The following is a 23696-nucleotide window of genomic DNA, read 5'->3' as shown; positions in this document are numbered from 1 at the left end:
CGCGCCCAGAAGCCCTCGTAATCCTGCTCGGCCTCGGCGGCAAGCGCCTGGTAGGCCGGCATGCCGGAAATGGTCGCGCACTCGCGCGTGTCGGCCGGCGGTTCGAAGATTCGGCGCTCCTGAAGGATCGATACGAGGGCGGTCAAGATGGTCTCCATGCAAATCGTTGGGTATGGTCTGACTCTCGAAACGCAACTTGCATGCCAATCGTGCGGGTATTCAGCCTGATCGGCGTGCATGCGCGTCGTCGAGCGGCTTTCGTCGATCGATCTGCACTGCAAATCAATGAACGAAAAAACGATCGGCGATCCCGTCGGCATGCATGTTGCGTCGAAATGCAGCAGCGGCTGTTGCAGACGTCAACACGACGCACGGCGTGTGCACCGTGGGATTGACGTCACGCTATGCGATGAACGACCGCAGCACGCCGAGCGCGTCGGACGCGCGAAGGCGCGTGAGTGCCGACGCCTCGATCTGCCGCACGCGTTCGGCGGACAGGTTCATCTGGCGGCCAATGTCGCGTAGCGAGCAGCCTTCGTCCGCGTGCAGCCCGTAGCGCAGCCGGAGCACCATCGCCTCGCGCGGCGGCAACCGGTCGATCGCGGCAGCGATCGTGTTGCGCAACTGGGTGGCGCCGGCGGCGTCCTCGGGCGACGGCGACGACAGGTCCGGCGCGACGTCGGCGAACGTCATGTCGCCTTCCGGCGAAACCGGCAGGTCCGCGGACAGGGGTTCCTTCACGATCGCAAGCAGATCGCGCACCTTGTCTACCGGCTCGCCCATGTGGACGGCAAGTTCGGCCGGCGTCGCGGCCGTGCCCGCGCGTTGCCGATGCTCGCGCGCGAGCCGCGTGAGCTTGTTCAGCGCGTCGACCGTATGCGTCGGCACGCGGATCGTGCGGCCGAGGTCGGCGAGCGCATGCGTGATCGCCTGCCGGATCCACCAGGTCGCGTACGTCGAGAACCGGAAGCCGCGCCGGTAGTCGTAGCGCTCGATGGCCTTCAGCAGGCCGATGTTGCCTTCCTGGATCAGGTCCGCGAACGGCAGGCCGCGATCGGGATAGCGCTTCGCGATCGACACGACGAGCCGCAGGTTCGCGTCGAACAAGCCCGTTTTCGCCGGTTGCATCGCGCGTTCGATCGCACTGAGCCTGGCATCGAGCGACGCGGTCGCGCCGGGCGGCAGTTCCGACGCCGGGGCATCGCGCACGATCGCGACGCGTGCGTCGATGAATTCGGCCGCACGTCGCGTCAGCGTCGGCCCGCAGGCCGGATGCGCGGCAATGCACGACGCGAGCCAGCCGGCGTGATCGTCGTGGTCCGTCTGCGCGAACGACGGTGGAACGCCCACGTCGGCCAACAACCGCGCCAGCCGGCCTCGCAGCGTGCGGTGCCGGCGTGCGCGGCTGCGCAACGGTTCGCTCATCCGTTCGAGTGCGCGGGCGGACAGGCACAGCGTGCCGAGCATCGCCGCGGCGTCGCGTACGTGCATGCGATACGCGGCAGACGCGGTGCCGCCCGAGGCCAGCGCGGCCCGAATGCCGTCCGCGAATGCGTCGATGCGGGCGAGCCGTGTCAGTACCGCGTCGCGCCAGGCCGAATCCTCGGATGGCGCTTCGTCGTCGCGCCCGGGCTCACCGATGGAGGTGGGCGAAGTGCCTGCATCGGCGTTATTGGACGGTCGAGCGTCGCGCGGGTCGTCGGCGAGAAAGATCACATAGGTCGATGCGGCGGCTCGGCGTTCGGCGATCTCGGTACGAATCGACACGAGCGCGTCGAATGCATCGGGGTCGCCGCACAGCACCGCGACCGACGCCGCGCGGCCGCGCTCGATGCGCTGCGCGTATGCGAATTCCTCATCGCGCGTGAGGAGTGGCGTCGTGCCCATCTCGCGCAGGTACAGCCGGACCGGATCGGTCGTGCGCGGCGCGAGCAGGTCGGCCGCGGCGAGCGTGCCGTCGCCGTCGGCCCATGCGCGCGCGGGCGGGGCCGGCCGGAAGTAGCGTTCGAGCGTCCAGCCGCTCGTGGTATCGGCGCGCTCGGACACCGCGATGCCGAGTTCGGCGAGCACGGCGGCGGCCGCATCGAGACTGCTTTCGCTCGCATCGTCGTCGGGCAGCGCGTCGATGATGTCGCCGCGCGTGACGAAGCCGCGCGACAGGCCGGCCGCGATCAGTGCGTGGAGATGCGCGACGGCATGCACCGGCGCGCCGTCGTCGCTGCCGGCCGCGGGCGCCGGTGCGTGCCGCGCCGGCAGCCCGTCGCGCGAAGCATCACGCCCGCTTCGCATACACGTTGCACCAGCCGTCCGCCGCGACCAGCTTGCCGGCGAACATCGGGCACGTGCCGGCGGTATCTGCCGCTTCGCCCTTGTAGAAGCGGCAATTTGCACAACGCTGGCCGGCCTGGTATTTCGGGAACTGCGCGGCGTCGACGCTGGACGCATGCGCGCGATAGCCGAGCGTCTTCGCGGCGGGGTCGTTCTCGTCGACGAGCGGCGGCGCCGCGCATGCCGTGCGTGCGGCGGCGAGCGTCGCGCACAGGCCGATGGCGTTGATGATGAAGGTTCTGCGGGAGGTCGGGTACGTCACGGTCGTTTCCTGTTGAAGATGAAATCGTGGGGAAGGGAGCGGCTTGCATTGCGTGGCGAAGCCGCTTGCCCGGTATTACTGGCTCGCGTCCTTGTGCGCGGCGGGACCGGCGACGAGCGGCGCGGTCGACGCATGTGCGGTATCGGCCGTCAGCTTGTCCTTGCTGGCGGCATAGCCGTTCGACGCGAGCAGGAAGGCCATCAGGTCCGCGTATTCGTCGTCCTTCAGCTTGCCCGGCTGGTCCGCCGGCATGTTGGTCGCCATGTAGCCGAACACGCCGCCGATCGTCAGGTGCGAATGCGACAACGGCGCGAACGACGGGCCGCTCAACGCGGGCGCGGTGTTGCCTTCGAGATCGGCGCCGTGGCACTTGGCGCACGCATTGCCGTAGATTTCCTTGCCGTGGGCGACCTGGGCCGCGTCAAAGGACGGCGCGGCGTCACCGGTGCTCGCGCCGACGCGGATGAAGCCGCCGCCGGCGCTCACGTTGCGCGCGCGCAGCAGGTTGCCGGGCGCGCGGCCTGCGCTCGCCGTCGCGCCGTCGAGGAAACGCGACGGCATGCGCGACTCGTGCGCTTCGAGCGCGCTGCCGGGCAGCGCCCACTTGCGGGTCAGCGCGGCGAGCCGGCCGTTGTTCTTCATTTGCGTGAGTGCCGCGTCGATACGTTGCTGCAACTCGGCCGAGCGCGGCGCGAACGCAAACGTGAGCTGCCATTCCGCATACGGCGACGACGTCGCGCCAATGCGGAACGCCTGTTTCGGATGCGCGGCCTGATACGCGACGACTGCCGGATACCAGACGATCGCGCGATGCGCGCGGCCGCGCGCGACCGCGTCGACCGTTTGCTCGGACGTGTTCTCGAGATCGAAGCGCGCGTTCTTCTGCTGAACCGCGATCAATTGCGCAGGGCTCGCGTAGGTCGCCGCGACGATTTCGCGGCCGGTGGCCGGCGCGCCGGCATCGCGGCGCGTGACGCTCACGTAGCCCGAGCGCAGGTAGCCTTGCGAGAACAGCAGTTTCGTATCGGATGCGTCGGCGATGGCCGAGCGCGGAAAGCCTGCGAGCACGTCGCAGTCGTGTTCGAGGATGCCGGCGAGCTCATGCGCGGACACGCCGTCGTCGTCGTTGCTGCCCGCGTCGTGCCCGGAGAAGTTCGCGGCGATGCCGGCCGTGCGGAACGCCTCGCGGGCGACGGCCTTGTCGAGCGCGGCCGTCGGCGTGCCCGGCAGCGAGCAGACGCGCACCGCCGTCGCGGCCGTGGAGAGCGCCGGTGCCAGCGCCGTGCCTGCCGCGAGCGCACAGGCCACGGCGAGGCGGGAAAGTCGGATGTTCATGATCGTACGCTCGGTTGAAAACGGGAAAGGGAGGGGCGCCCGCGCCGGCGGCGCGGGCGCAATACGGTTGGCCGGATGCCGGTCAGCCGCGGTCGAGGGCGAACACGTACAGCGTGCCGCCGCGCGGCACGTCGTCCGCCGCCTTGGCCATCGGGCCGCCCCAGATCGGATTCGCGCCGCCGTAGCCGGCGAGTACCGCTACGTACTCCTTGCCGTCGACTTCAAAGACGGACGGCTGCGCGATGATCCCGCTCGCGAGCTTCGGGCTCTCCCACAGCACCTTGCCGGTGGCGACGTCGAACGCGTACAGGTGACCGTCGAGCGAGCCGCTGAACGCGAGGCCGCTTGCGGTCGTCGCGACGCCGCCGTTCCACGGCAGCTTGCTCCAGTGGCTCCACACTTTCTTGCCGGTGTTCACGTCGATCGCCTGGAGTTCGCCGTACCCTTCGCTGCCCGGCTCGGGCTTGATCTCGAAGCCTTCGCCGAGATACGGCAGCCCTTCCATGTAGTTGACCGACTTGCCCGACAGGCTCATGCACGCATGCAGTGCCGGCACGATCGCGAGATGGCGCACGGGGTCGTACGACACCGACCACCAGTTCTTGCCGCCAAGGAAGCTCGGGCACGTGTCGATCGTCGTGCCGACCTTCGGATACTTCGCGGGATCCTGGATCGGCGCGCCGTCTTCCGTGTAGCCGGTGACCGACGTCGCCTTCACGAACGGCTCCGCATAGATCAGCTTGCCGGTGTCGCGATCGATCGCATGGAAGTAGCCGTTGCGGTCCGCGTGGATGATCGCGTCGCGCTCCTTGCCCTTGTACTTGATCGTCGCGAGCACGGGTGTGTTGACGCCGTCATAGTCCCAGGTGTCGTGCTTCGTGTACTGGTAGTGCCATTTGAGGTCGCCGTTCTTCGGATCCAGCGCGAGCAGCGAATCGGAGTACAGGTTGTCGCCCGGGCGCAAGTCCGCGAGCCACGGCCCCGGGTTGCCGACGCCCCAGTACAGCGTGCGCGTCGCCGCATCGTAAGTGCCGGTCAACCAGGCCGGTGCGCCGCCGTGCGCCTGCATGCCGTCGGGCCAGGTGTCACCGTGCTTCTCGCCCTGGCCGGGAATCGTGAAGCGTTTCCACAGCAGCGTGCCGTCGTTCGGGCTGAGCGCCGCGATGAAGCCGCGTGCACCGTATTCGCCGCCCGAGCTGCCGACGACGATCGCGCCGTCGAGCGCGAGCGGTGCGAGCGAGAACGCGTAGCCGAGCCCCGGCTCGAACATCTGCTTCTTCCACACGAGCGCGCCGGTCTGCGCGTCGAGCGCGGCCACCTCGCCGCTCAGCATCGCGACGTAGACGTTCTTGCCGTAGAGCGCGACACCGCGGTTCACGACGTCGCAGCAGGCCGTCTTGAACGATTCCGCGCCGAGTTTCGGTTCGTATTTCCACAATTGCGCGCCGGTGGCCGCGTCGAACGCGTACACGTTGTCCTTCGGCGTGGTCACGAACAGGTAGCGGCCGTTGACGATCGGCGTGGCTTCGAAACCCTGCTTCAGCTCGGCCGGAAACTTGTAGCTCCACGCCTGCGTGAGCTGCTTCACGTTCGACGCGTCGATCTGCTTGAGCGGCGAATGCGCCTGGCCGTTGTACGTGCGGTAGTAGGTGAGCCAGCCCGGATCGCGTTGCGCATCCGTGAGCCGCTGATACGTGACGGCCGGATAATCCGCGGCAGCGTCCACCAGGCCGGGATTCAAGGCGATCGCGGCCGCCGCCGCGATTCCGATGGTTGCCAGTCGGCTCGTCGAAGCCGAGAGTTTTTTCATGGTTGTCTCCAGAGTCATTGTGGTCGCACCGCGGCCAACACATGGCCGGGCCGGCAGGGTGGGGATCCGGGTCCAGTGCGCAGCCAGTCACGCAAATCGCATGCCATTGAGGCGCGCGCCCTGTCGCGCAAGGCGGAGCGGCCGGTTGTGCGCGCCGCGGCGACATGCGCGGCATGGCGCGGATGATCCGCGTGTGTTGCGTTCGGGGACAGCCGCGGGTGGAGTGTTGCGAAACATGACAGTGCGGTGCGCGGCCAAAGGCGTCGCCTCGTTGATCCAAATTGACACAGGCGCAACAGGGGTGGCTCGAACTGCAACAGGTGCGCGGTTGCATATCGATGCGTGTCGGCTTCGATCGGCTGCCGGCAGGGCGTTGCACGCATCGGCATGCTTCTTGCCGTTCGACATGGCAATGATTCCGTGCAGCGAGAGACCGCCATGCATGTCCCGATTTCGTCCGATGCCGCTCGCAGGTGCGAACGCCGCCGCGTGGTCGCACGCGCACATGGCATCGCGCCTGCCGCCCCGTATGTGGCGACGACGATCGGCATGCTGCAGCCCGCACGCGCCCGCGAACCGCTGCGAGCCGTCGCGCTGACGGTATTTGCCGCCCATGCGGCCATCATGGCCGCGCTGTGGCACGCATGGGTGCCCGATGGACGGACGATGCTGCCTCGCGCACTCGCCGTCGAGGTGGACGCGAGCGAATCCGCGCGGGTTGCCGAACTTGGTGTGCATCGTCGGGTGGATGTCGCGACACAGGTTCCCCCCGCGCGTATGCCGTCGCATTCGAGCCGAGAAACAGCGGTGCATCGAGCGGCTCGGCCGAGTGTGGCCGCAACGCGTCAGGCCGATCTTGCCGGTCCTTCGCGCAAGCTCGCGACCGCAACCGCCGCAGTGTCGCCGGACGGTGAACGTCGGCGAACCATGCCGGAGCAGGAACCGGCTCGGCCTGCCGCCGCACATGCCGCTGCGGATGCCGCGACGGTGCCCGCGCGTGCGACGCCGGTCGCGCAGTCCTCGGCCGCACCCGAACCCGTCACCGCACCGCGCTTCGCGGCCGCCTACCTGCGCAACCCCGCGCCCGATTACCCGGACGTCGCGCAGCGGCGCGGCTGGGAAGGCACCACGATTCTGAACGTGCATGTGCTCGCGAACGGTCGGCCCGATCAGGTGCGACTGTCGGCGAGCAGCGGACACGACGCGCTCGACGATGCCGCCGCCGCGGCGGTCACGGACTGGCGCTTCGTGCCGGCGAAACGCGGTACGGAATCGATCGACGGCTGGGTCAGTGTGCCGGTCGTGTTCAAACTCGGAAACTAAGGAATCCGTCATGTCAGATTACATCCACGACGCGGTCGTCGGCGCGTTTGCACTCCTCGCGGTGCTGTCGGCGATCACCTGGACGCTGATCGTCGTCAAGGCGATGCTGTATGTACGCGTCGCGCTCGGAAACCGCCGCTTTGCCGCGCGCTGCGGCGATCGCGCGACGCTGTCGATGCCGACGGACGACGACGTGTCTGGCAGCCTGAACGCTCGCCTGCAGGGTGCCGTGTTCGTCGCATTGCGCGATCTCGACGCGCCCGGGCCGGACGCGCCTTCCGTGCTGGTCGCGTGGGATCGCCGCGACCTGCTCGAGCGCACGCTCGCGCGCGAGATCCGGCGCTCGCAGCGGTCGCTCGAGCGCGGGCTGACCGTGCTCGCGTCGATCGCGAACGTCGCGCCGTTCGTCGGGCTGTTCGGCACCGTGTTCGGCATCGTCCACACGTTGCAGTCGATGACGGCGTCGGCGGCGAACGGCATCGATGCGATCGCGGGGCCGATCGGCCAGGCGCTGGTCGCGACCGGGATCGGCATCGGCGTCGCGATTCCGGCGGTGCTGGCTTACAACCTGTTCCTGCGGCGGCTCAAGGCCGTGACGGCCGGGCTCGACGAGTTCGGGCAGGACCTGATCGCGCTGGCCGAGCAGCGGCGGTTCAGGATCGGCGCGCCGGTGCATGCCGCGCTCGCGGCCGCGAGCAACGCGGGCCCTGCGCGTCGGGCGGCCGTATGAAGACGGATGACCGCGAAGCCGAGGCGGGCGAACCGCTCGGCGAGATCAACGTGACGCCGCTCGTCGACGTTGTCCTCGTGTTGCTGGTGATCTTCATGGTCGCCGCGCCGCTGATGACGCATGCGATCCGCATCGACCTGCCGAAAGCAGCCGCCCCAGCGCACGACACGCATGCATCGACCGTCAGCGTGACCGTCGACGCGCACGGCGCCGTCCGTATCGACGGCGCGCCGGCCACGCCAGCCGAGGTCGAGGCCGAGCTGGCACGCCGCGTCGCGCGCGACCCGCGGACGAGCGTCAGCTTGTACGCGGACCGAAACGAGTCGTTCGGCACAGTGGCCGGCGTCATCGCGTCGATCGGACGCGCGCGTGTCTCGCATGTCGCGATCGCGACGGCGGATGGCGATGCCGGGACGGCGCGATGAAGCGATCGACGTCAGCTGGGACGATCGCCGATATATCGGTATGGACAACGATATAACAAAGCTGTGACAAGAAAAGAGGAGACGTGGAGATGAAGGAAACGGATGGGGCGAAGCGCCGCTTCGTCGCCCGGCGCGCGGGCGTCACGCTGTGCTTCGGCGGCATGCTCGGCGGCTGGCTGACGCCGGCGTGGGCGCAGGTCGAACGGGCCGGTAACGTCGATGCGCCGACGCTCGCGCCGATCGTCGTCGTCGGCACGACACCGCTGCTCGGGATCGGCACGCCGCTGTCGCGCGTGCCGGCCAACGTGCAGACCATTCGTGGCGAGGACATCATGCGTCAGCACGGCAGCGTACTGACCGACTACTTCGAGAAGAACGTGTCGAGCGTCGACATCAGCGAGGCGCAGGGCAACCCGTACCAGACGGACGTAAGCTACCGCGGCTTCACGGCATCGCCGATCGTCGGCACGCCGCAGGGGCTGTCGGTATTCGTCGACGGGGTGCGCGTGAACGAGCCGTTCGGCGACGTCGTGAACTGGGACATCCTCCCGCAGGCGGCGATCGACACGATGCAGTTGATCCCCGGTTCGAATCCGACCTACGGGCTCAACACCCTCGGCGGCGCGCTCGCGATCACGACGAAGAACGGCCGGACGAGCCCGGGCGGCGCCGCACAGGTGTCGGTGGGCTCGTGGGGACGCAAGACCGCGCAGATCGAGCAGGGCGGGCGCATCGGCGGCAACCTCGACTACTACGTGACGGGCAACGTCGCGAACGACAACGGCTGGGCCGATCACAATGCGAGCCGAGTGCGGCAGGGATTCGGCAAGCTGCGCTACACCGACGCCGACACGACGCTGTCGATCTCGGCCGGCGGCGCGGACAATGCGCTGCAAGGCTCGCAGACGATTCCGCGCTCGTTTCTCGACAATCGCGCACAGGCCTACACGTATCCCGACCTGAATCGCAACAGCGCCGCGTACGTCACCGTGTCGGGCGACCATTCGTTCAACGACCACGTGCAGCTCAGCGGCAACATCTATTACCGGCATTACCGCAACACCAACACCAGCAGCAACGTGAACGACGACTTCGGCAGCGTCGACGGCGGCGGCGCTGTCGACACGGTGCAGGCGGCCAACGATCGCTCGGTGATCACGACCGACAGCTACGGCGCGAACCTGCAACTGACGCTGCTCGGAAAGCTCGCGGGCATGGACAACCAGTTCATCGTGGGCGCATCCGCCGATCTCGCGAACTCGGGCTTCGAGCAGTCGTCGCAGGATGCAATGTTCACGGATACGCGTGCGACGGTCGGCATCGGCGACTTCACGCAGAAGACGCGCGCGAAGACGCGCAACGCCAACTACGGCGTCTACTTCGACGACACGCTGACGCTGACGCGTCAATGGTCGCTGACGCTGGCCGGGCGCTACAACTGGTCGCGGGCGGCTATCGAGGACGCGAGCGGCCTGCAGCCGTTGCTCACCGCGCGTCATACGTTTTCGCGGTTCAACCCGGCCGTCGGCGTCACGTGGAATCCGGTGCCCGGCTTCACCGCATATGCGACGTACAACGAAGGAATGCGATCGCCGACCGCGATCGAGCTCGCATGCGCCGATCCGGCCGCGCCGTGCTCGTTGCCGAACGACTTTCTCGCAGACCCGGCGCTGAAGCCTGTGATCGCGAAGACGATCGAGCTTGGCGCGCGCGGCCGGGTCGACCTGGCGACGATGTGGAGCGCGGCCGTTTACAGCACGACGCTCGACGACGACATCGAGTTCATCAGCAGCAACGGTGGCGCGAGCACGCTCGGCTATTTCCAGAACGTCGGCAAGACGCGCCGGCAAGGCTTCGAGCTTGCGGGCCATACGCGGCTGGGGCCGGTCGGGATCGGCGTCAGCTACAGCTATGTCGACGCCACCTACCGCTCGACGTGGACCGAAAGCAGCGCGAGCAATTCGAGCGCCAATGCGCAAGGCAACATCGTCGTTCGCTCCGGCGACCGCATTCCCGGGATTCCGTCGAGCACCGTGAAGCTGCGGCTCGACTATGCGGCGACGCCGAAGTGGAACGTCGGCACCAACATCACGTATCGCAGCGGCGTGTTCGCGCGTGGCGACGAGAATAACCAGGACGTGAACGGCAAGGTGCCCGGCTATGTCCTGATCGACCTCGATACGACCTGGCAGGTGACGAAGCACCTGCAGCTGTTCGCGTCGATCACCAACCTGCTCGACAAGCGCTACGCGAGCTTCGGGATAATCGGCCGGAACGTCTTCGCTGGTCCGAATCATTCGTTCGACGGGATCAACCCCGTCAACGAGCAGTTCGTCGGGCCGGGCGCGCCGCGCGGCGCGTGGGTCGGCGCCCGCTATGCGTGGGACTGAACGGGCGGCCCGGCGTGTTGCGGTGCGTCTGCTGCCGTTACGTCGAGCACCTTGCGTACCGCGCGAGCGACGCCACGAGCGAGCGCGTCGTCGCTCGCGAGATGCCCGGCCGGCACGCGTTCGACGACGGCCGCCGGCACCGCGCGGGAGAGCCGATCGACGTTGTCGACCGGGCACACGCGGTCGCGCGTGCCGTGCACGGCATGCAACCGCACGCCGGCTTGAGCGGCCTGCCGCGCCAGCGCCAGCAACCGGCGCTCGCCGAGCCAGCAGTTGCGTTGCAGGTAGTGCGCCTGGATCCGGTATTTGTCGATCAGCCCGGCGACGGCGGGTCGCGTCGGCCGCGTGGCGTGCGCCGGCCGCCCGGTCAGGATCGCATCCTCATATGCGTTCCATGCGAGCGCGACCGCGCGTTGCCGCGCCGCGCCGGTGCCTGGCTGGAGACGCCGCGCGCAGCATGCGATCAGGCGATCGGCGCGCGCGGTGCCGGCGGCGGCCATCAGGCGCTGCCAGGCCCGCGGCGCCCGTGCGCGCGAGCCGACGAACAGGCCGCGCACTTCGCGCGACGACGTCAGAAACAACCCGCGCAGCACGACGCTCGTCACGCGGGATGGATGTCGCCCCGCGTAGGCGAGCGCAAGCGCCGCGCCCCACGACCCGCCGACGACGCACCAGCGTGCGATGCCGAGGCGTGCACGCAGCGCGTCGAGATCGCCGATCAGACGCATCGTGTTGTTGTGACGCAGGCCGCCGCGCGGCGTCGATGCGCCTGCGCCGCGCTGGTCGATGAGCACGACGCGCATGCGCGTCAGGTCGAACAGGCCGAGTACCGCCGGTCGGCTCCCGCTGCCGGGCCCGCCGTGCAGCACGACGACCGGATCGCCGTGCGGGTTGCCGGCTTCGGTCCATGCGATCCGGCATGCGTCGCGGGACAGGGCCGGTCGGGGCGTGGAAGCGGGGCGGAGCGGTCGCTGCGTCATGTCGTGTCGGAAAGAGGGTAACGGGTCAACGCCGGAACGGGCGGATCCGGTGGAACCCGAGAACGGGCCGGGGCTTGACCCACGTCAAAGCCAGAATCGCGCCAGCGACCACGATCGGGATCGACCGGGTAGCGGCGGCGGGTGGAATCGCGATATTACGTCCCCGGCGCGTCGCACCGGCTGCACCGCATGCGATTGAGGTTGCTTTCATTTTCATTTCGGTTTGCGCCGGACGACGATGCGCGGCGCCCGACGCAAGCGCTGCCGGCAGCGTGGCCCGAAGTTTGCTTGATCCAGCACAAAGTCCGGCACCGACCGGAAGGATCCCCGGAGGAGACAATGCGCGATGACGTTCATCCGACGGCCAACGCACGGGCAACGCATGCGCCCGGCTGGCCGACGCCGACGATCCAGAAGTCCCATGAGCGGTCCGAGACGTTCGGCCTGCAGGCGTCGGCACGTCCCGACTACGACCTGTTGTCCGGCACCGCGCTGGCGCTCAAGCGCGAGCAGAACCGCGTGCTGTGCGTGCATGCGATGCCCGTGATGGAGACGCTGCACGAGCAGATCGTCAATACGCAGAGCATGATCGTGCTGACCGATGCGGAAGGGCTGATCCTGCATTCGATCGGCGACGACGACTTCTTGCGGCGCGCGGAACGGGTCGCGCTGCGCCCCGGCGCGAACTGGGCGGAGAGCCGGCAGGGCACCAACGCGATCGGCACCGCGCTCGCGGAGCTATGCCCGATGGTCGTGCACGGCGACCAGCACTTCCTGGCCGCGAATCATTTCCTGACCTGCTCGAGCGTGCCGATCCTCGACCCGTACGGCGACGCGATCGGCGTGCTCGACGTGACGGGCGATCATCGCAGCTATCACCAGCACACGATGGCGCTCGCGAAGATGTCGGTGCAGATGATCGAGAACCACCTGTTCACGACGACGTTCCAGGAGACGCTGCAGGTGTCGTTTCACGGCCGCCCCGAATTCCTTGGAACGCTGATGGAGGGGATCGTCGCGTTCACCGCGGACGGCCGCTTCCTGTCGGCCAATCGCAGCGCGCAGTTCCAGCTCGGGATGCCGCTTGCCGCACTGCGCGCGCATACGCTTGCGTCGCTGTTCGACGTGACGAGCGCGCAGCTGATCGACCGGATGCGCGCGAGCACCGAGCCGCACGTGTCGCTGAACCTCGGCAACGGCGCGGTGGTCTGCGCGCGCGTGCAGTTCCGGCGCGCGTTGCGGGCCGAGGGCAGCCGGCCCGCCGAAGTGCACGACGTCGCCGCGCCGGCCGCGCGGCCGCCTGCCGCGCAGTGCGCGGCGAGCCTGTCGCGGCTCAGCTATCTCGACACCGGCGATCCGCAGGTGGCGGCGGTGATCGCCAAGGTCCGCAAGGTGATCGGTAAGGACATTCCGGTGCTGATCACCGGAGAGACGGGGACCGGCAAGGAGCTGCTCGCGCAGGCGATCCACAACGACTCACCACGCCGCGACGGACCCTTCGTCGCGGTCAACTGCGCGTCGATTCCGGAGACGCTGATCGAATCCGAGCTGTTCGGCTACGAGGAGGGCGCGTTTACCGGCGCGCGCCGCAAGGGCGCGACCGGCAAGCTGCTGCAGGCCAACGGCGGCACGCTGTTTCTCGACGAAATCGGCGACATGCCCTATCCGCTGCAGGTGCGGCTGCTGCGCGTGCTGCAGGAGCGCATCGTCAATCCGCTCGGGTCGACGAAGGCGATCGGCGTAGACATCGCGATCATCTGCGCGACGCACCGCGACCTGCGCGACATGATCGCGCAGAACCGCTTTCGCGAGGACCTGTACTACCGGCTCAACGGGCTCGTGGTGCGCCTGCCGCCGCTGCGCGACCGCACGGACCTCGCGGTGGTCGTGCAGAAGATGCTGCAGCGGGAAACGCTGTCGGGGCCGGGGCGCCGCCCCTTGAGCGTCGCGCCCGACGTGATGGCGCTGTTCGAGCGCTGCGCGTGGCCGGGTAACTTCCGGCAGCTCGCGAACCTGCTGCGCACGGCGGCCGCGATGGTCGACGACGACTGCGAGATCCGCTGCGAACATTTGCCGGACGATTTCTTCGACGACGTGCGGCACGACAGCGGCCCGGCGGCACAGGAGGCCTGTACTTCTCCGCCGCTCGCATCGGAAGCACCCGCGTTCGCGACCGCGGCCGGCGATGCGCGGCTGCAGGACGTGGCCGCCTCAGCGATCGCGGCCGCGCTCGCGCGTCACGGCGGCAACGTATCCGCCGCCGCACGCGCGCTCGGCGTGTCGCGCAACACGATCTACCGCAAGATGCCGGCCGCCGGACCGGATGCGCTGGAGCCGGACGAACCCTGACGCAAGCCGCGACTGTCACACCGGTGTGTCAGGTTGCAACACCCGGTGTTCAAGGATTCAACACTTGCTCAACCGGCCGCGCGTGGCATGAACCGTCGCTCGACGGTTTCTGAAATATTATCGTCGGCAAATCGTAAGAATGACGGTGCCGTGACCACCCGGCGGCTGCCGCATGCCTTCGCACGCCGTTGCGCAACGCAAGTGCCGCCCCGGCACGCTCCTTGCTGAATGGGTATCGGCCGCTCGATCGATGCGGTTTTTTCGACTCACCAACTCAACAAGGAGACACATCATGCAATGGACCACCCCGGCTTATACCGACCTGCGTTTCGGTTTCGAAATCACGATGTACATCGCCAACCGCTGATCGACGCGCACAGTGCCGCCCGCATCGACGGACACGATGCGGGCGGCGCCGGGAGCACACGCAGATGAAGATCAAGATACTCGGCTCGGGCGCCGGCGGCGGACTGCCGCAATGGAACTGCAACTGCGGCAACTGCCGTCGTGCGCGGGCCGGCACCGACGGCATCGTGCCACGCACGCAATCGTCGATCGCGGTCAGCGGCGACGGTGTCGACTGGGTGCTGGTGAACGCGTCGCCGGACATCCTCGCGCAGCTGCGCGCCACCCCCGACCTGCAGCCGGCTCGCGCGATTCGCGACAGCGCGATCGTCGCCGTCGTGCTGTGCGACGCGCAGATCGACCATGTGACGGGCCTGCTGATGCTGCGCGAACGCACGTCGTCGCTGCCGCTGTATGCGAGCGCGCCGGTGCTCGACGACCTGTCGACCGGGCTGCCGCTCGTGCCGCTGCTCGGCCACTACTGCGGCGTCGACGTCCACACGATCGCGCCGGGCGAACCGTTCGAGATACCGGGCGCCGGTGGCATCCGCTTCACCGCCGTGCCGGTCGACAGCAAGCCGCCGCCTTATTCGCCGCGCCGGGAGGCGAGCGTGCCGGGCGACAACATCGCACTCCTGATCGAAGACACGACGAGCGGCCGGCAGGCTTTCTACGCGCCGGGGCTCGCCGACGTCGACGACGGCGTGCGCGCCGCGATGCGCGACGCCGACCTCGTGCTGGTGGATGGCACATTCTGGACCGGCACGGAGATGATCGACCTCGGCCTGTCGTCGAAGCACGCGGCCGACATGGGGCATCTCGCGCAGTGCGGCGATGCGGCGAGACCGGGCATGATCGACCGCCTTCGGCTGCTGCCGGCGCACACGCGCAAGGTCCTCACCCACATCAACAACACGAATCCGATTCTCGACCCCGGCTCCGGCGCGCGCGCGCAATTGCGCGAGCACGGCATCGAGGTCGCCCACGACGGCATGCAATTCGAGGTCTGACCATGAACGCACCGATTCCGGCCGCGGCGCTGCACGCGACACCCTGGAGTGCGCAGGAGTTCGAGGCGCGCCTGCGCGCGCTCGAATCGCGCTATCACATCCACCACCCATTCAACCGCCGCCTGAATACCGGTGCGTGCTCACCGTCGCAGATTCGCGGCTGGGTCGCGAACCGCTTCTACTACCAGGTGAGCATTCCGCTGAAGGACGCGGCGATCCTGTCCAATTGCCCGGACCGCGACACGCGCCGGCTGTGGGTCGAGCGGATTCTCGATCACGACGGTCACGGCGGTCAGGAAGGCGGGATCGAGGCATGGGCGCGGCTCGGCGAGGCGGTCGGCATCGAGCGCGAGGCGTTGTGGTCGCTCGCGCACGTATTGCCCGGCGTGCGGTTCGCGGTGGATGCCTACGTCAATTTCGCGCGGCACGCGCCGTGGCAGGAGGCCGTGTGCTCGTCGCTGACCGAGATGTTCGCGCCGCAGATCCACCTCGACCGGCTCGCGGGCTGGCCGTCCCACTATCCGTGGATCGAGGCGGACGGGCTGCAGTATTTCCGCAGCCGCGTGCCGCTCGCGCAACGCGACGTCGAACACGGGCTCGCGGTGACGCTGAGCCATTTCACGACACCGGACGCGCAACGGCGCGCGCTCGACATCCTGTCGTTCAAGCTGGATGTGCTGTGGTCGATCCTCGATGCGATTGAAAAGGCGTATCCCGCATGAACTCCAACGACGCCGTCAGCGGCGTGCCGCTGCGCCCCTCGCTGAGGGGCATGTACCGCCTGCAGTGGGAGGCGGCCCAGGATGCGTACGTGCTCCTGTATCCGGAAGGCATGGTCCGGCTCAACCCGAGCGCGGGCGAGATACTCGCGCGCTGCGACGGCACGCGCGAGCTCGACGACATCATCGACGAACTCGAGCGGCTGTTCAGCACGTCGGACCTTGCGTCGGACGTCTATCGCTTCCTCGATCATGCGCGACTGCGCGGCTGGCTCGACTGACATGGACATGACCCCTCCTCCGAACCGGCCGTCCGCGCCGTTGTGGCTGCTCGCCGAGCTCACGTACCGCTGCCCGCTGCACTGTGCGTTCTGCTACAACCCGGTCGATTTCGCGACACACGGCGCGGAGCTCGATACCGACGCATGGCGCACGGTGATCAGCGACGCGCGCGCGCTCGGCGCCGCGCAGATCGGCTTTTCCGGCGGCGAACCGCTGCAGCGCGACGACCTGGAGGTGCTGGTCGAGCATGCGCGGTCGCTGGGTTTTTATACCAACCTGATCACGTCGGGCGTGGGCCTGAATGCCGCGCGCATCGACCGGCTCAAGGCGGCCGGGCTCGATCATATCCAGCTGTCGCTGCAGGATTCGACGCGCGAGCTGAACGACTTCCTGACCAGCACGCGCACCTTCGACCTCAAGCGCGGCGTGGGGCGGCTGATCAAGTCGCACGGCTATCCGATGGTGCTGAACTGCGTGCTGCATCGTTACAACCTGCCGCACGTCGGCCAGATCATCGAGATGGCGCTCGACCTTGGCGCGGATTTTCTCGAACTCGCGAATACGCAGTACTACGGCTGGGCGATGCTGAATCGCGACCAGCTGATGCCGACCGCCGAACAGCTGCGCGAAGCGGAGGAAACGGTCAACCGCTACCGCAAGCTCGTCGGCGAACGGTGCAAGATCCTGTTCGTCGTGCCCGACTACTTCGAGCAGCGGCCGAAGGCCTGCATGAACGGCTGGGGCTCGGTATTCCTCGGCGTCGCACCGGACGGGACCGCGCTTCCGTGCCATGCCGCGCGCGGGTTGCCCGGTCTCGAGCTGCCGAACGTGCGCGACCGGTCGCTGAAGGACATCTGGTATGAAAGCGACGCGTTCAACGCGTTTCGCGGTGACGGCTGGATGCGCGACCCGTGCCGCACCTGTGACGAGCGCCATGCGGATCATGGCGGGTGCCGCTGCCAGGCGTACATGCTGGCCGGCGACCCCGCGCAGGCCGATCCGGTCTGCGCGAAGTCCGAGCATCACGGCCGGGTCGAACAGGCCGTGCAGTTCGCGCGACGGGTAGGGCCACATGACGAGCGTCCGATGATCTTTCGCAGTGCTGCGAATTCTGTCGGGCGTTGAGCGGCGCGTGCCGCTGTATCGGGCACGTCACTTTCTCGACTTCCTGGACGATTGACGCGCCGCCTGCCCGAGCAACGCAGCGAACGCGGCTTCGCCCACGCGCAGCCCGCGCGGCGAGTGGCGCACCTCCAGCGCCGCGAGCATCCCGGCTTCGAACGCATCGAGCACCGCCGGGTGGATGTAGCAGCGTCGGCACACGGCCGGCGTGTTGCGCAATATGTCGGCGACGGCCCGCACCGTTTCGACGATCTGCTTGCGCGCCTGCGTGAGGTCCTCATGCGGGATGCGCCGCAGCAATGCCAGCGCCTGAACACTGCCCGCCCATGTCCGGTAATCCTTCGCGGTGAACTCCGCGCCTGCTGCTTCGCGCAGATACTCGTTCACGTCGGACGAGCCGATCGAATGGCGTGTGCCATCGTCGTCCACATACTGGAACAGTTCGTGCCCGGGCAACTCCGCGCAGCGCCGCACGACCCGGCCGACGCGCGGGTCGTCCACGGTCACGTCATGCTCGATGCCGCTCTTGCCCGTGAAGCGCAGGCGAACCTGTCCCGGGCGGATCGTCACGTGGCGCTTGCGCAGCGTCGTCAGCCCGTACGACGCGTTCTCGCGAGCATATTCGGCGTTGCCGATCCGCGCGAGCGTCGTGTCGAGCAGCCGCACGATCGTCGCGACGATCTTGTCGCGCGGCATCCCGGGCAGTGCCAGATCACGCGCGACGCGCGTGCGGATGCGCGGCAGCGCGCGGGCGAAGGCCGCCATCCGCGCGTACTTGTTCGCGTCGCGCGTCTCGCGCCACTGCGGGTGATAGCGATACTGCTTGCGCCCGCGCGCATCACGCCCCGTCGCCTGCAAATGGCCGCGGGGGTCCATGCAGATCCAGACATCGGTATACGCCGGCGGAATCGCTAGCGCATCGATGCGGGCGATTTCGTCGGCGTCGCGGATCCGGACGCCGTCCTGCGTGTAGTACGCGAAGCCGTGGCTCAACCGCCGGCGCGTATAGCCGGGATGCCGGTCGTCGACATGGCGCAGCGGAGCGGCAAGGGGAGCGCCGGTTTCGGTGCCGGGGCCGCTTCGGGACGTACGTTTCTTCATGTCGCAAGCCGCCAGCGAAGCGGCGTATCCATGTGCGGCGATCGGCGTTCACGCGCGGCGGACATCGTTGTTCTCCTTGTTGTCGGAGCGGCTGTCGCGGGGCGCGAACAGCGCTTGCCAGTGCGACAGCAAGATCCGTGCGCCGCCGCGGGATCCGCCGCCCCGCCCACGTCGAAACGGTTGGGGGCAGGCGACGATCCGGTGCTAGGTGTTTATACGTATGCCGATACCGATATCGCTTCAATCCAATATTTCATTGGAAGGTTATCGGACTTGTTTCTAGACTGATCCGGGGCGTACATACCGGGCCGGCCGCATGCGCCGGCCGGCACCGCCCCGAACCGCACCCGCGCCACGCAGAACCACAACAGCACGGCATCGCGCCAGGCAGGCGCCGCGGCATACAACGACATCATCGGAGACGGACCATGACATTCATCAGGAAGCTGACGGCCGGTGCGCTCGTCGCCGCGGCGACGGTATTCGCTTCGGGTGCGCACGCGCAGCAAAAGCCGATCACGCTCGGGTTCTCGCAGGTCGGCGCGGAAAGCGCGTGGCGCACCGCCAACACCGTGTCGGTGAAGAGCGCGGCGAAGGACGCCGGCATCAACCTGAAATTCTCGGACGCGCAGCAGAAGCAGGAGAACCAGATCCGTGCGATCCGCTCGTTCATCGCGCAGAAGGTCGACGTGATCGCGTTCTCGCCGGTCGTCGAGTCGGGCTGGGAGCCGGTGCTGACCGAAGCGAAGGCGGCCCATATTCCGGTGATCCTGACCGATCGTGGCGTCGACGTGAAGGATCCGTCGTTGTACGTGACGATGATCGGCTCCGACTTCCTCGAGGAAGGGCGGCGCGCCGGCCACTGGATGGAAGAGCGCTTCAAGAACGATGCGGGCCCGATCAATATCGTCGAGCTGCAGGGCACGGTCGGTTCCGCACCGGCCAACGATCGCCGCGCGGGCCTGCTCGAAGTGATCAAGAACAATCCGAAGTTCAAGGTGATCGCATCGCAAAGCGGCGACTTCACGCTCGCCGGCGGCAAGCAGGTGATGGAAGCGTTCGCGAAGACCTATGGCAAGCAGATCAACGTCGTCTACGCGCACAACGACGACATGGCGCTCGGCGCGATCCAGGCGATGGAAGAGGCCGGCATCAAGCCCGGCAAGGACGTGAGCGTCGTCTCGTTCGATGCGACCAAGGGCGGCTTCCAGGCGATGGTGGCCGGCAAGATCAACGTCGACGTCGAATGCAGCCCGCTGCTCGGGCCGCAGCTGATGACCGCGGTGAAGGACGTGGTCGCCGGCAAGCAACTGCCGAAGCGCATCGTCACGAACGAGACGGTGTTCCCGATGAGCGTCGCGGCGCAGGTGCTGCCGACCCGCAAGTACTGAGTCCCGGCGGACGCGGGCGGCGGCGTGGCTGCCGCCGTCAGCCTTCCGCCTCGAATCGAGGGCGATCCATGACGAATCCGCCGGTGGTCGAGATGATCGGCATCGACAAGGCGTTCCCGGGCGTGAACGCGCTGCAGCGCGTGAACTTCCGGTTGTTTCCGGGCGAAATTCATGCGCTGATGGGCCAGAACGGCGCGGGCAAGTCGACGCTGATCAACGTGCTGACCGGCGTGCACGCGCACGACGCGGGCGAGATTCGCGTCGGTGATGCACCGGTGCGGTTCGCCGCGCCGCGCGAAGCAGAGGCGGCCGGAATCCAGACGCTGTACCAGGAAGTGAACCTGTGCGCGAACCTGTCGGTCGCCGAGAACATCTTCGCGGGCCGGCAGCCGATGCGGCGCGGGGCGATCGACTGGAAGACGATCCATGCGCGCTCGCGCGATGCGCTCGCCGAGCTCGACCTGTCACTCGACGTCACGCGCTCGCTCGACGCGTATCCGATCGCGGTGCAGCAGATGGTCGCGATCGCGCGGGCCGTGTCGGTCGATGCGCGCGTGCTGATTCTCGACGAACCGACGTCGAGTCTCGACGACGGCGAGGTCGCTCGGCTCTTCGACGTGCTGCGCCGACTGAAGGCGTCGGGGATGGCGATCCTGTTCGTCACGCACTTTCTCGAACAGACCTATGCGGTGTCCGACCGGATCACGGTGATGCGCAACGGCGAGCGCGAAGGCGAGTACCTCGCGCGCGACCTGCCGGTCGATATGCTCGTCGCGAAAATGACCGGCCGCGAACCGATGTCCGGCAAGATGCAGGCAGGCGCGGCGGCCGTGCAGCGGGATGCCGATGCGGCCGCGCCGTTCCTGTCGATGCAGCAGGCAGGCCGGCGCGGGATGATGAGCCCGCTCGATCTCGACGTGCGGCCCGGCGAGATCGTCGGGCTGGCCGGGCTGCTCGGCTCGGGGCGCACGGAGACCGCGCGGCTCGCGTTCGCGGCCGAGCGAACCGACACCGGCGCGATCGAGATCGACGGCGCGCGCAAGCGGCTCGCGTCGCCGCACGATGCCGTGCGCAACGGGATCGCGTATTGCCCTGAGGATCGCAAGAAGGAGGGGATCGTCGCGGCGTTGTCGATCCGCGAGAACATCGTCCTCGCGCTGCAGGCTCGGCGCGGCTGGTGGCGGCTGATCGGCCGCGCGCGCCAGCGCGAACTCGCCGAGGCGTACATCGCGAAGCTCGGCATCAAGGCGCGCGACGCGGAGCAGCCGATCGGGCTGCTGTCCGGCGGCAACCAGCAGAAGGTGCTGCTCGCGCGTTGGCTCGCGACGGAGCCGAAGCTGCTGATCCTCGACGAGCCGACGCGCGGCATCGACGTCGCCGCGAAATTCGACATCATGGAGCGCGTGCTCGCGCTGTGCGCGCAGGGGCTCGCGATCCTGTTCATCTCATCGGAGATCAGCGAAGTGGTGCGCGTGAGCCACCGCATCGCGGTGCTGCGCGATCGCCGCAAGGTCGCCGAACTGACCGGTGCCGAGGCGTCGGAGGAACACGTGTATCAACTGATCGCGGGAGGCCGGTCATGATCCGGTTACGCACGTTGCTTCGCCATCCGCTCGTATGGCCGATGCTGACGCTCGCGCTGCTGTTCGCGCTCGACGTCGCGCATCGGCCCGGCTTCCTGTCGATCGCGGTGCTCGACGGCCACTTGTTCGGCGCACCGATCGACATCCTGAATCGCGCGGCACCGCTCGTGATCGTGTCCCTCGGCATGACGCTCGTGATCGCGACGCGCGGGATCGACATCTCGGTCGGCGCGATCGTCGCGATCGCCGGCGCGGCCGCGGCGATCGTGCTCGACGGCGATCCGGCGCGGGTCGGCCCGGCGCTGGCGGCTGCGCTATGCGTGGGGTTGCTCGCAGGGGCATGGAACGGTGTGCTCGTCGCGTTCGTCGGGATGCAGCCGATCATCGCGACGCTGATCCTGATGGTCGCCGGACGCGGTATCGCGCAGTTGCTGACGGGCGGTCAGATCATCCCGATCGGCGCGCCGGGCTACCTCGAACTCGGCGGCGGCTATCTCGCGGCGGTGCCGTGTTCGGTCTGGATCGCGATCGCGACGATCGCGGCGACCGCGCTGCTGGTGAACCGCACGGCGCTCGGCCTGTTCATCCGCGCGATCGGCGTGAACCCGGTCGCGACGCGGCTCGTGGGTTTGCGCGCGGGGGCGGTCGTGTTCGGCGTGTATCTGTTCTCCGGCGTCATGTCGGCGCTCGCCGGCATCCTCGCCAGCTCGAACGTGCGCAGCGCCGACGGCAACAACGCGGGGCTGCTGCTCGAACTCGACGCGATCCTCGCGGTGACGCTCGGTGGCACGTCGCTGCTCGGCGGCCGCTTCAGCCTCGCGGGTTCCGTGCTTGGCGCGCTGATCATCCAGACGCTCACCTACACGACTTATTCGATCGGCGTGCCACCGGAGGCGACGCTCGTCGTGAAGGCGCTCGTCGTGATCGTCGTGACGCTGATCCAGTCGGACGCGGCGCGCGGGCTGGTGATCCAGCGTGCGTCGCGGCTGCTGTCTTCCACCCGCTCGCGCGCCACCACCGGAGCCACGCCGCGATGAAACGATTCTTCGCATCGCTTACCGACCCGCGCACGCTGCCGATCGTCGTGACGATCGTGCTGTTTGCCGCACTGTTCGGCTTCGGATCCGTGATGTACACGGGCTTCTTCTCGATGCAGGTGCTGACCGGGCTGCTCGTCGACAACGCGTTCCTGCTGATCGTCGCGATCGGGATGACGTTCGTGATCGTGTCGGGCGGTATCGACCTGTCGGTCGGCTCTGTCGTTGCGCTGACAACGATCTTCTGCGCGGTCGGCGCCGAGCGATTGCACTGGCCCGTCTGGGCGATCGTGCCGCTCGTGCTCGTGTTCGGCGCGCTGTACGGCGCGGCGATGGGCGCGCTGATTCATTACTTCAGGTTGCAGCCGTTCATCGTCACGCTCGCCGGGATGTTTCTCGCGCGCGGCGCATGCTTCCTCATCACGACCCAGTCGATCACGATCAACGAGCCGACCTTCCATGCGCTCGCGGGCATCAGCGTGCCGGTCGGCGGCGGGACGCTGAGCGCCGGTGCGCTGATTGCGCTCGCGACGCTGGCCGCCGCGATCTACGTTGCACATTTCACGCGCTTCGGCCGTAACGTGTATGCGGTCGGTGGCAACGAGCGATCGGCGCTGCTGATGGGGCTGCCGGTCGCGCGCACGAAGGTCGGCGTGTATGCGCTGAGCGGCTTCTGTTCGGCGCTCGGTGGCGTGGTGTTCACGCTGTACGTGCTGTCCGGCTACGGGCTGCAGGCGCAGGGGATGGAGCTCGACGCGATCGCTGCGACCGTGATCGGCGGCACGCTGCTCACGGGCGGGGTGGGGTACGTGATCGGGTCGGTGTTCGGCGTCGGCATCCTCGGCACGATCCAGGTGCTCATCACGTTCGACGGCACGCTGAGTTCGTGGTGGACGCGGATCGTGATCGGCGCGCTGCTCTGCGTGTTCTGTCTGCTGCAGCGGGTCATCGAGCGGCACGCCGCACGGCGGCGTACCGGTGGGACCGGGCTCGATCCGAAACGGCGGAAGCGGGAAGTCGCGCAGGCCGGTTCAGCTGCGCCGGGTGACGATGCGGCGCTGGTGTCTACGATGCGGCGGTTGTGGCGGTTCACACCGTCGGCGGCACGCCGGTGACGAATACGCCGGTCCGGCCATATCCCTATCCGGTTCGGCGTTGAACGACGCATCGGCGA

Annotated in this window: 20 protein-coding genes; 14 read left to right on the top strand and 6 right to left on the bottom strand. The window is 68.1% G+C overall.

What is annotated here, in order from left to right:
* Positions 1-402: 402 nt before the first annotated feature.
* The 4 genes from DIE11_RS31630 to DIE11_RS31615 form a co-directional block, all read right to left on the bottom strand.
* On the bottom strand, positions 403-2289 hold the full coding sequence (locus tag DIE11_RS31630) for a sigma-70 family RNA polymerase sigma factor (protein WP_124629393.1): 1887 nt from the start codon (positions 2287-2289) through the stop codon (positions 403-405).
* Positions 2273-2590 (bottom strand): high-potential iron-sulfur protein, encoded by a 318-nt coding sequence (locus DIE11_RS31625; RefSeq protein ID WP_059510566.1) that lies wholly within the window; start codon positions 2588-2590, stop codon positions 2273-2275. Before DIE11_RS31625 ends, DIE11_RS31630 begins: the two co-directional genes overlap by 17 nt.
* Positions 2591-2665: 75 nt before the next feature.
* Complete coding sequence (locus DIE11_RS31620) at positions 2666-3925, bottom strand: c-type cytochrome (RefSeq protein ID WP_124629392.1); 1260 nt, start codon at positions 3923-3925, stop codon at positions 2666-2668.
* An 82-nt stretch (positions 3926-4007) separates the two neighbouring features.
* Positions 4008-5735, bottom strand: a complete 1728-nt coding sequence (locus DIE11_RS31615) for a methanol/ethanol family PQQ-dependent dehydrogenase (protein WP_124629391.1) — start codon at positions 5733-5735, stop codon at positions 4008-4010.
* A 927-nt stretch (positions 5736-6662) separates the two neighbouring features.
* Between DIE11_RS31615 and DIE11_RS37265 the strand changes: the two genes are divergently transcribed.
* From DIE11_RS37265 to DIE11_RS31595, 4 genes are all read left to right on the top strand, one after another.
* Positions 6663-7058, top strand: a complete 396-nt coding sequence (locus DIE11_RS37265; protein ID WP_260437226.1) for an energy transducer TonB — start codon at positions 6663-6665, stop codon at positions 7056-7058.
* A gap of 10 nt (positions 7059-7068) precedes the next feature.
* Entirely contained in the window at positions 7069-7788 is a 720-nt protein-coding gene (locus tag DIE11_RS31605; protein ID WP_124629390.1) for a MotA/TolQ/ExbB proton channel family protein, read from the top strand.
* Positions 7785-8213, top strand: coding sequence for a biopolymer transporter ExbD (locus DIE11_RS31600; RefSeq protein ID WP_124629389.1), 429 nt, complete (start codon positions 7785-7787; stop codon positions 8211-8213). The genes DIE11_RS31605 and DIE11_RS31600 overlap by 4 nt, the downstream gene beginning before the upstream one ends.
* Before the next feature lie 89 nt (positions 8214-8302).
* Complete coding sequence (locus DIE11_RS31595) at positions 8303-10603, top strand: TonB-dependent receptor (RefSeq protein ID WP_124629388.1); 2301 nt, start codon at positions 8303-8305, stop codon at positions 10601-10603.
* On the opposite strand, the gene DIE11_RS31590 is transcribed toward DIE11_RS31595, so the two are convergent.
* Positions 10588-11583: an alpha/beta fold hydrolase gene (locus DIE11_RS31590; RefSeq protein ID WP_124629387.1), complete on the bottom strand. Its 996-nt coding sequence runs from the start codon at positions 11581-11583 to the stop codon at positions 10588-10590. The two genes, DIE11_RS31595 and DIE11_RS31590, sit on opposite strands and share 16 nt — an antisense overlap.
* 339 nt (positions 11584-11922) lie before the next feature.
* On the opposite strand from DIE11_RS31590, the gene DIE11_RS31585 reads away from it, so the two are divergent.
* From DIE11_RS31585 to pqqE, 6 genes are all read left to right on the top strand, one after another.
* A complete protein-coding gene (locus DIE11_RS31585; protein ID WP_124629386.1) occupies positions 11923-13932 on the top strand; it encodes a sigma-54-dependent Fis family transcriptional regulator in 2010 nt (669 codons plus the stop codon).
* 292 nt (positions 13933-14224) lie between these two features.
* Positions 14225-14299 carry a pyrroloquinoline quinone precursor peptide PqqA gene (gene pqqA, locus DIE11_RS31580; protein ID WP_006410019.1) on the top strand — a complete coding sequence of 25 codons (75 nt, stop codon included), beginning with the start codon at positions 14225-14227 and terminating at the stop codon, positions 14297-14299.
* Positions 14300-14363: 64 nt separating this feature from the next.
* Entirely contained in the window at positions 14364-15287 is a 924-nt protein-coding gene (pqqB, locus tag DIE11_RS31575; RefSeq protein ID WP_124629385.1) for a pyrroloquinoline quinone biosynthesis protein PqqB, read from the top strand.
* A 2-nt stretch (positions 15288-15289) separates the two neighbouring features.
* A complete protein-coding gene (pqqC, locus tag DIE11_RS31570) occupies positions 15290-16009 on the top strand; it encodes a pyrroloquinoline-quinone synthase PqqC (protein WP_124629384.1) in 720 nt (239 codons plus the stop codon).
* Positions 16006-16287, top strand: a complete 282-nt coding sequence (gene pqqD / locus DIE11_RS31565) for a pyrroloquinoline quinone biosynthesis peptide chaperone PqqD (RefSeq protein WP_006751646.1) — start codon at positions 16006-16008, stop codon at positions 16285-16287. Before pqqC ends, pqqD begins: the two co-directional genes overlap by 4 nt.
* Position 16288: 1 nt before the next feature.
* Positions 16289-17413 carry a pyrroloquinoline quinone biosynthesis protein PqqE gene (gene pqqE / locus DIE11_RS31560; RefSeq protein ID WP_409364592.1) on the top strand — a complete coding sequence of 375 codons (1125 nt, stop codon included), beginning with the start codon at positions 16289-16291 and terminating at the stop codon, positions 17411-17413.
* A 27-nt stretch (positions 17414-17440) separates the two neighbouring features.
* On the opposite strand, the gene DIE11_RS31555 is transcribed toward pqqE, so the two are convergent.
* Positions 17441-18511: a DNA topoisomerase IB gene (locus DIE11_RS31555; RefSeq protein WP_124629382.1), complete on the bottom strand. Its 1071-nt coding sequence runs from the start codon at positions 18509-18511 to the stop codon at positions 17441-17443.
* A 428-nt stretch (positions 18512-18939) separates the two neighbouring features.
* Between DIE11_RS31555 and DIE11_RS31550 the strand changes: the two genes are divergently transcribed.
* From DIE11_RS31550 to yjfF, 4 genes are all read left to right on the top strand, one after another.
* Entirely contained in the window at positions 18940-19902 is a 963-nt protein-coding gene (locus DIE11_RS31550; RefSeq protein ID WP_059529188.1) for an ABC transporter substrate-binding protein, read from the top strand.
* A gap of 68 nt (positions 19903-19970) precedes the next feature.
* Positions 19971-21485, top strand: a complete 1515-nt coding sequence (locus DIE11_RS31545) for a sugar ABC transporter ATP-binding protein (RefSeq protein ID WP_124629381.1) — start codon at positions 19971-19973, stop codon at positions 21483-21485.
* Positions 21482-22522 (top strand): ABC transporter permease, encoded by a 1041-nt coding sequence (locus DIE11_RS31540; protein ID WP_124629380.1) that lies wholly within the window; start codon positions 21482-21484, stop codon positions 22520-22522. Before DIE11_RS31545 ends, DIE11_RS31540 begins: the two co-directional genes overlap by 4 nt.
* Positions 22519-23637 carry a galactofuranose ABC transporter, permease protein YjfF gene (yjfF, locus tag DIE11_RS31535; protein WP_124629379.1) on the top strand — a complete coding sequence of 373 codons (1119 nt, stop codon included), beginning with the start codon at positions 22519-22521 and terminating at the stop codon, positions 23635-23637. The genes DIE11_RS31540 and yjfF overlap by 4 nt, the downstream gene beginning before the upstream one ends.
* The last annotated feature ends 59 nt before the right edge of the window (positions 23638-23696 follow it).

Source organism: Burkholderia sp. Bp9012 (genome assembly GCF_003853825.1).
In the GTDB taxonomy this organism is placed as follows: Bacteria; Pseudomonadota; Gammaproteobacteria; order Burkholderiales; family Burkholderiaceae; genus Burkholderia; species Burkholderia diffusa.
This window is presented reverse-complemented; position numbering and strand designations above follow the sequence as displayed.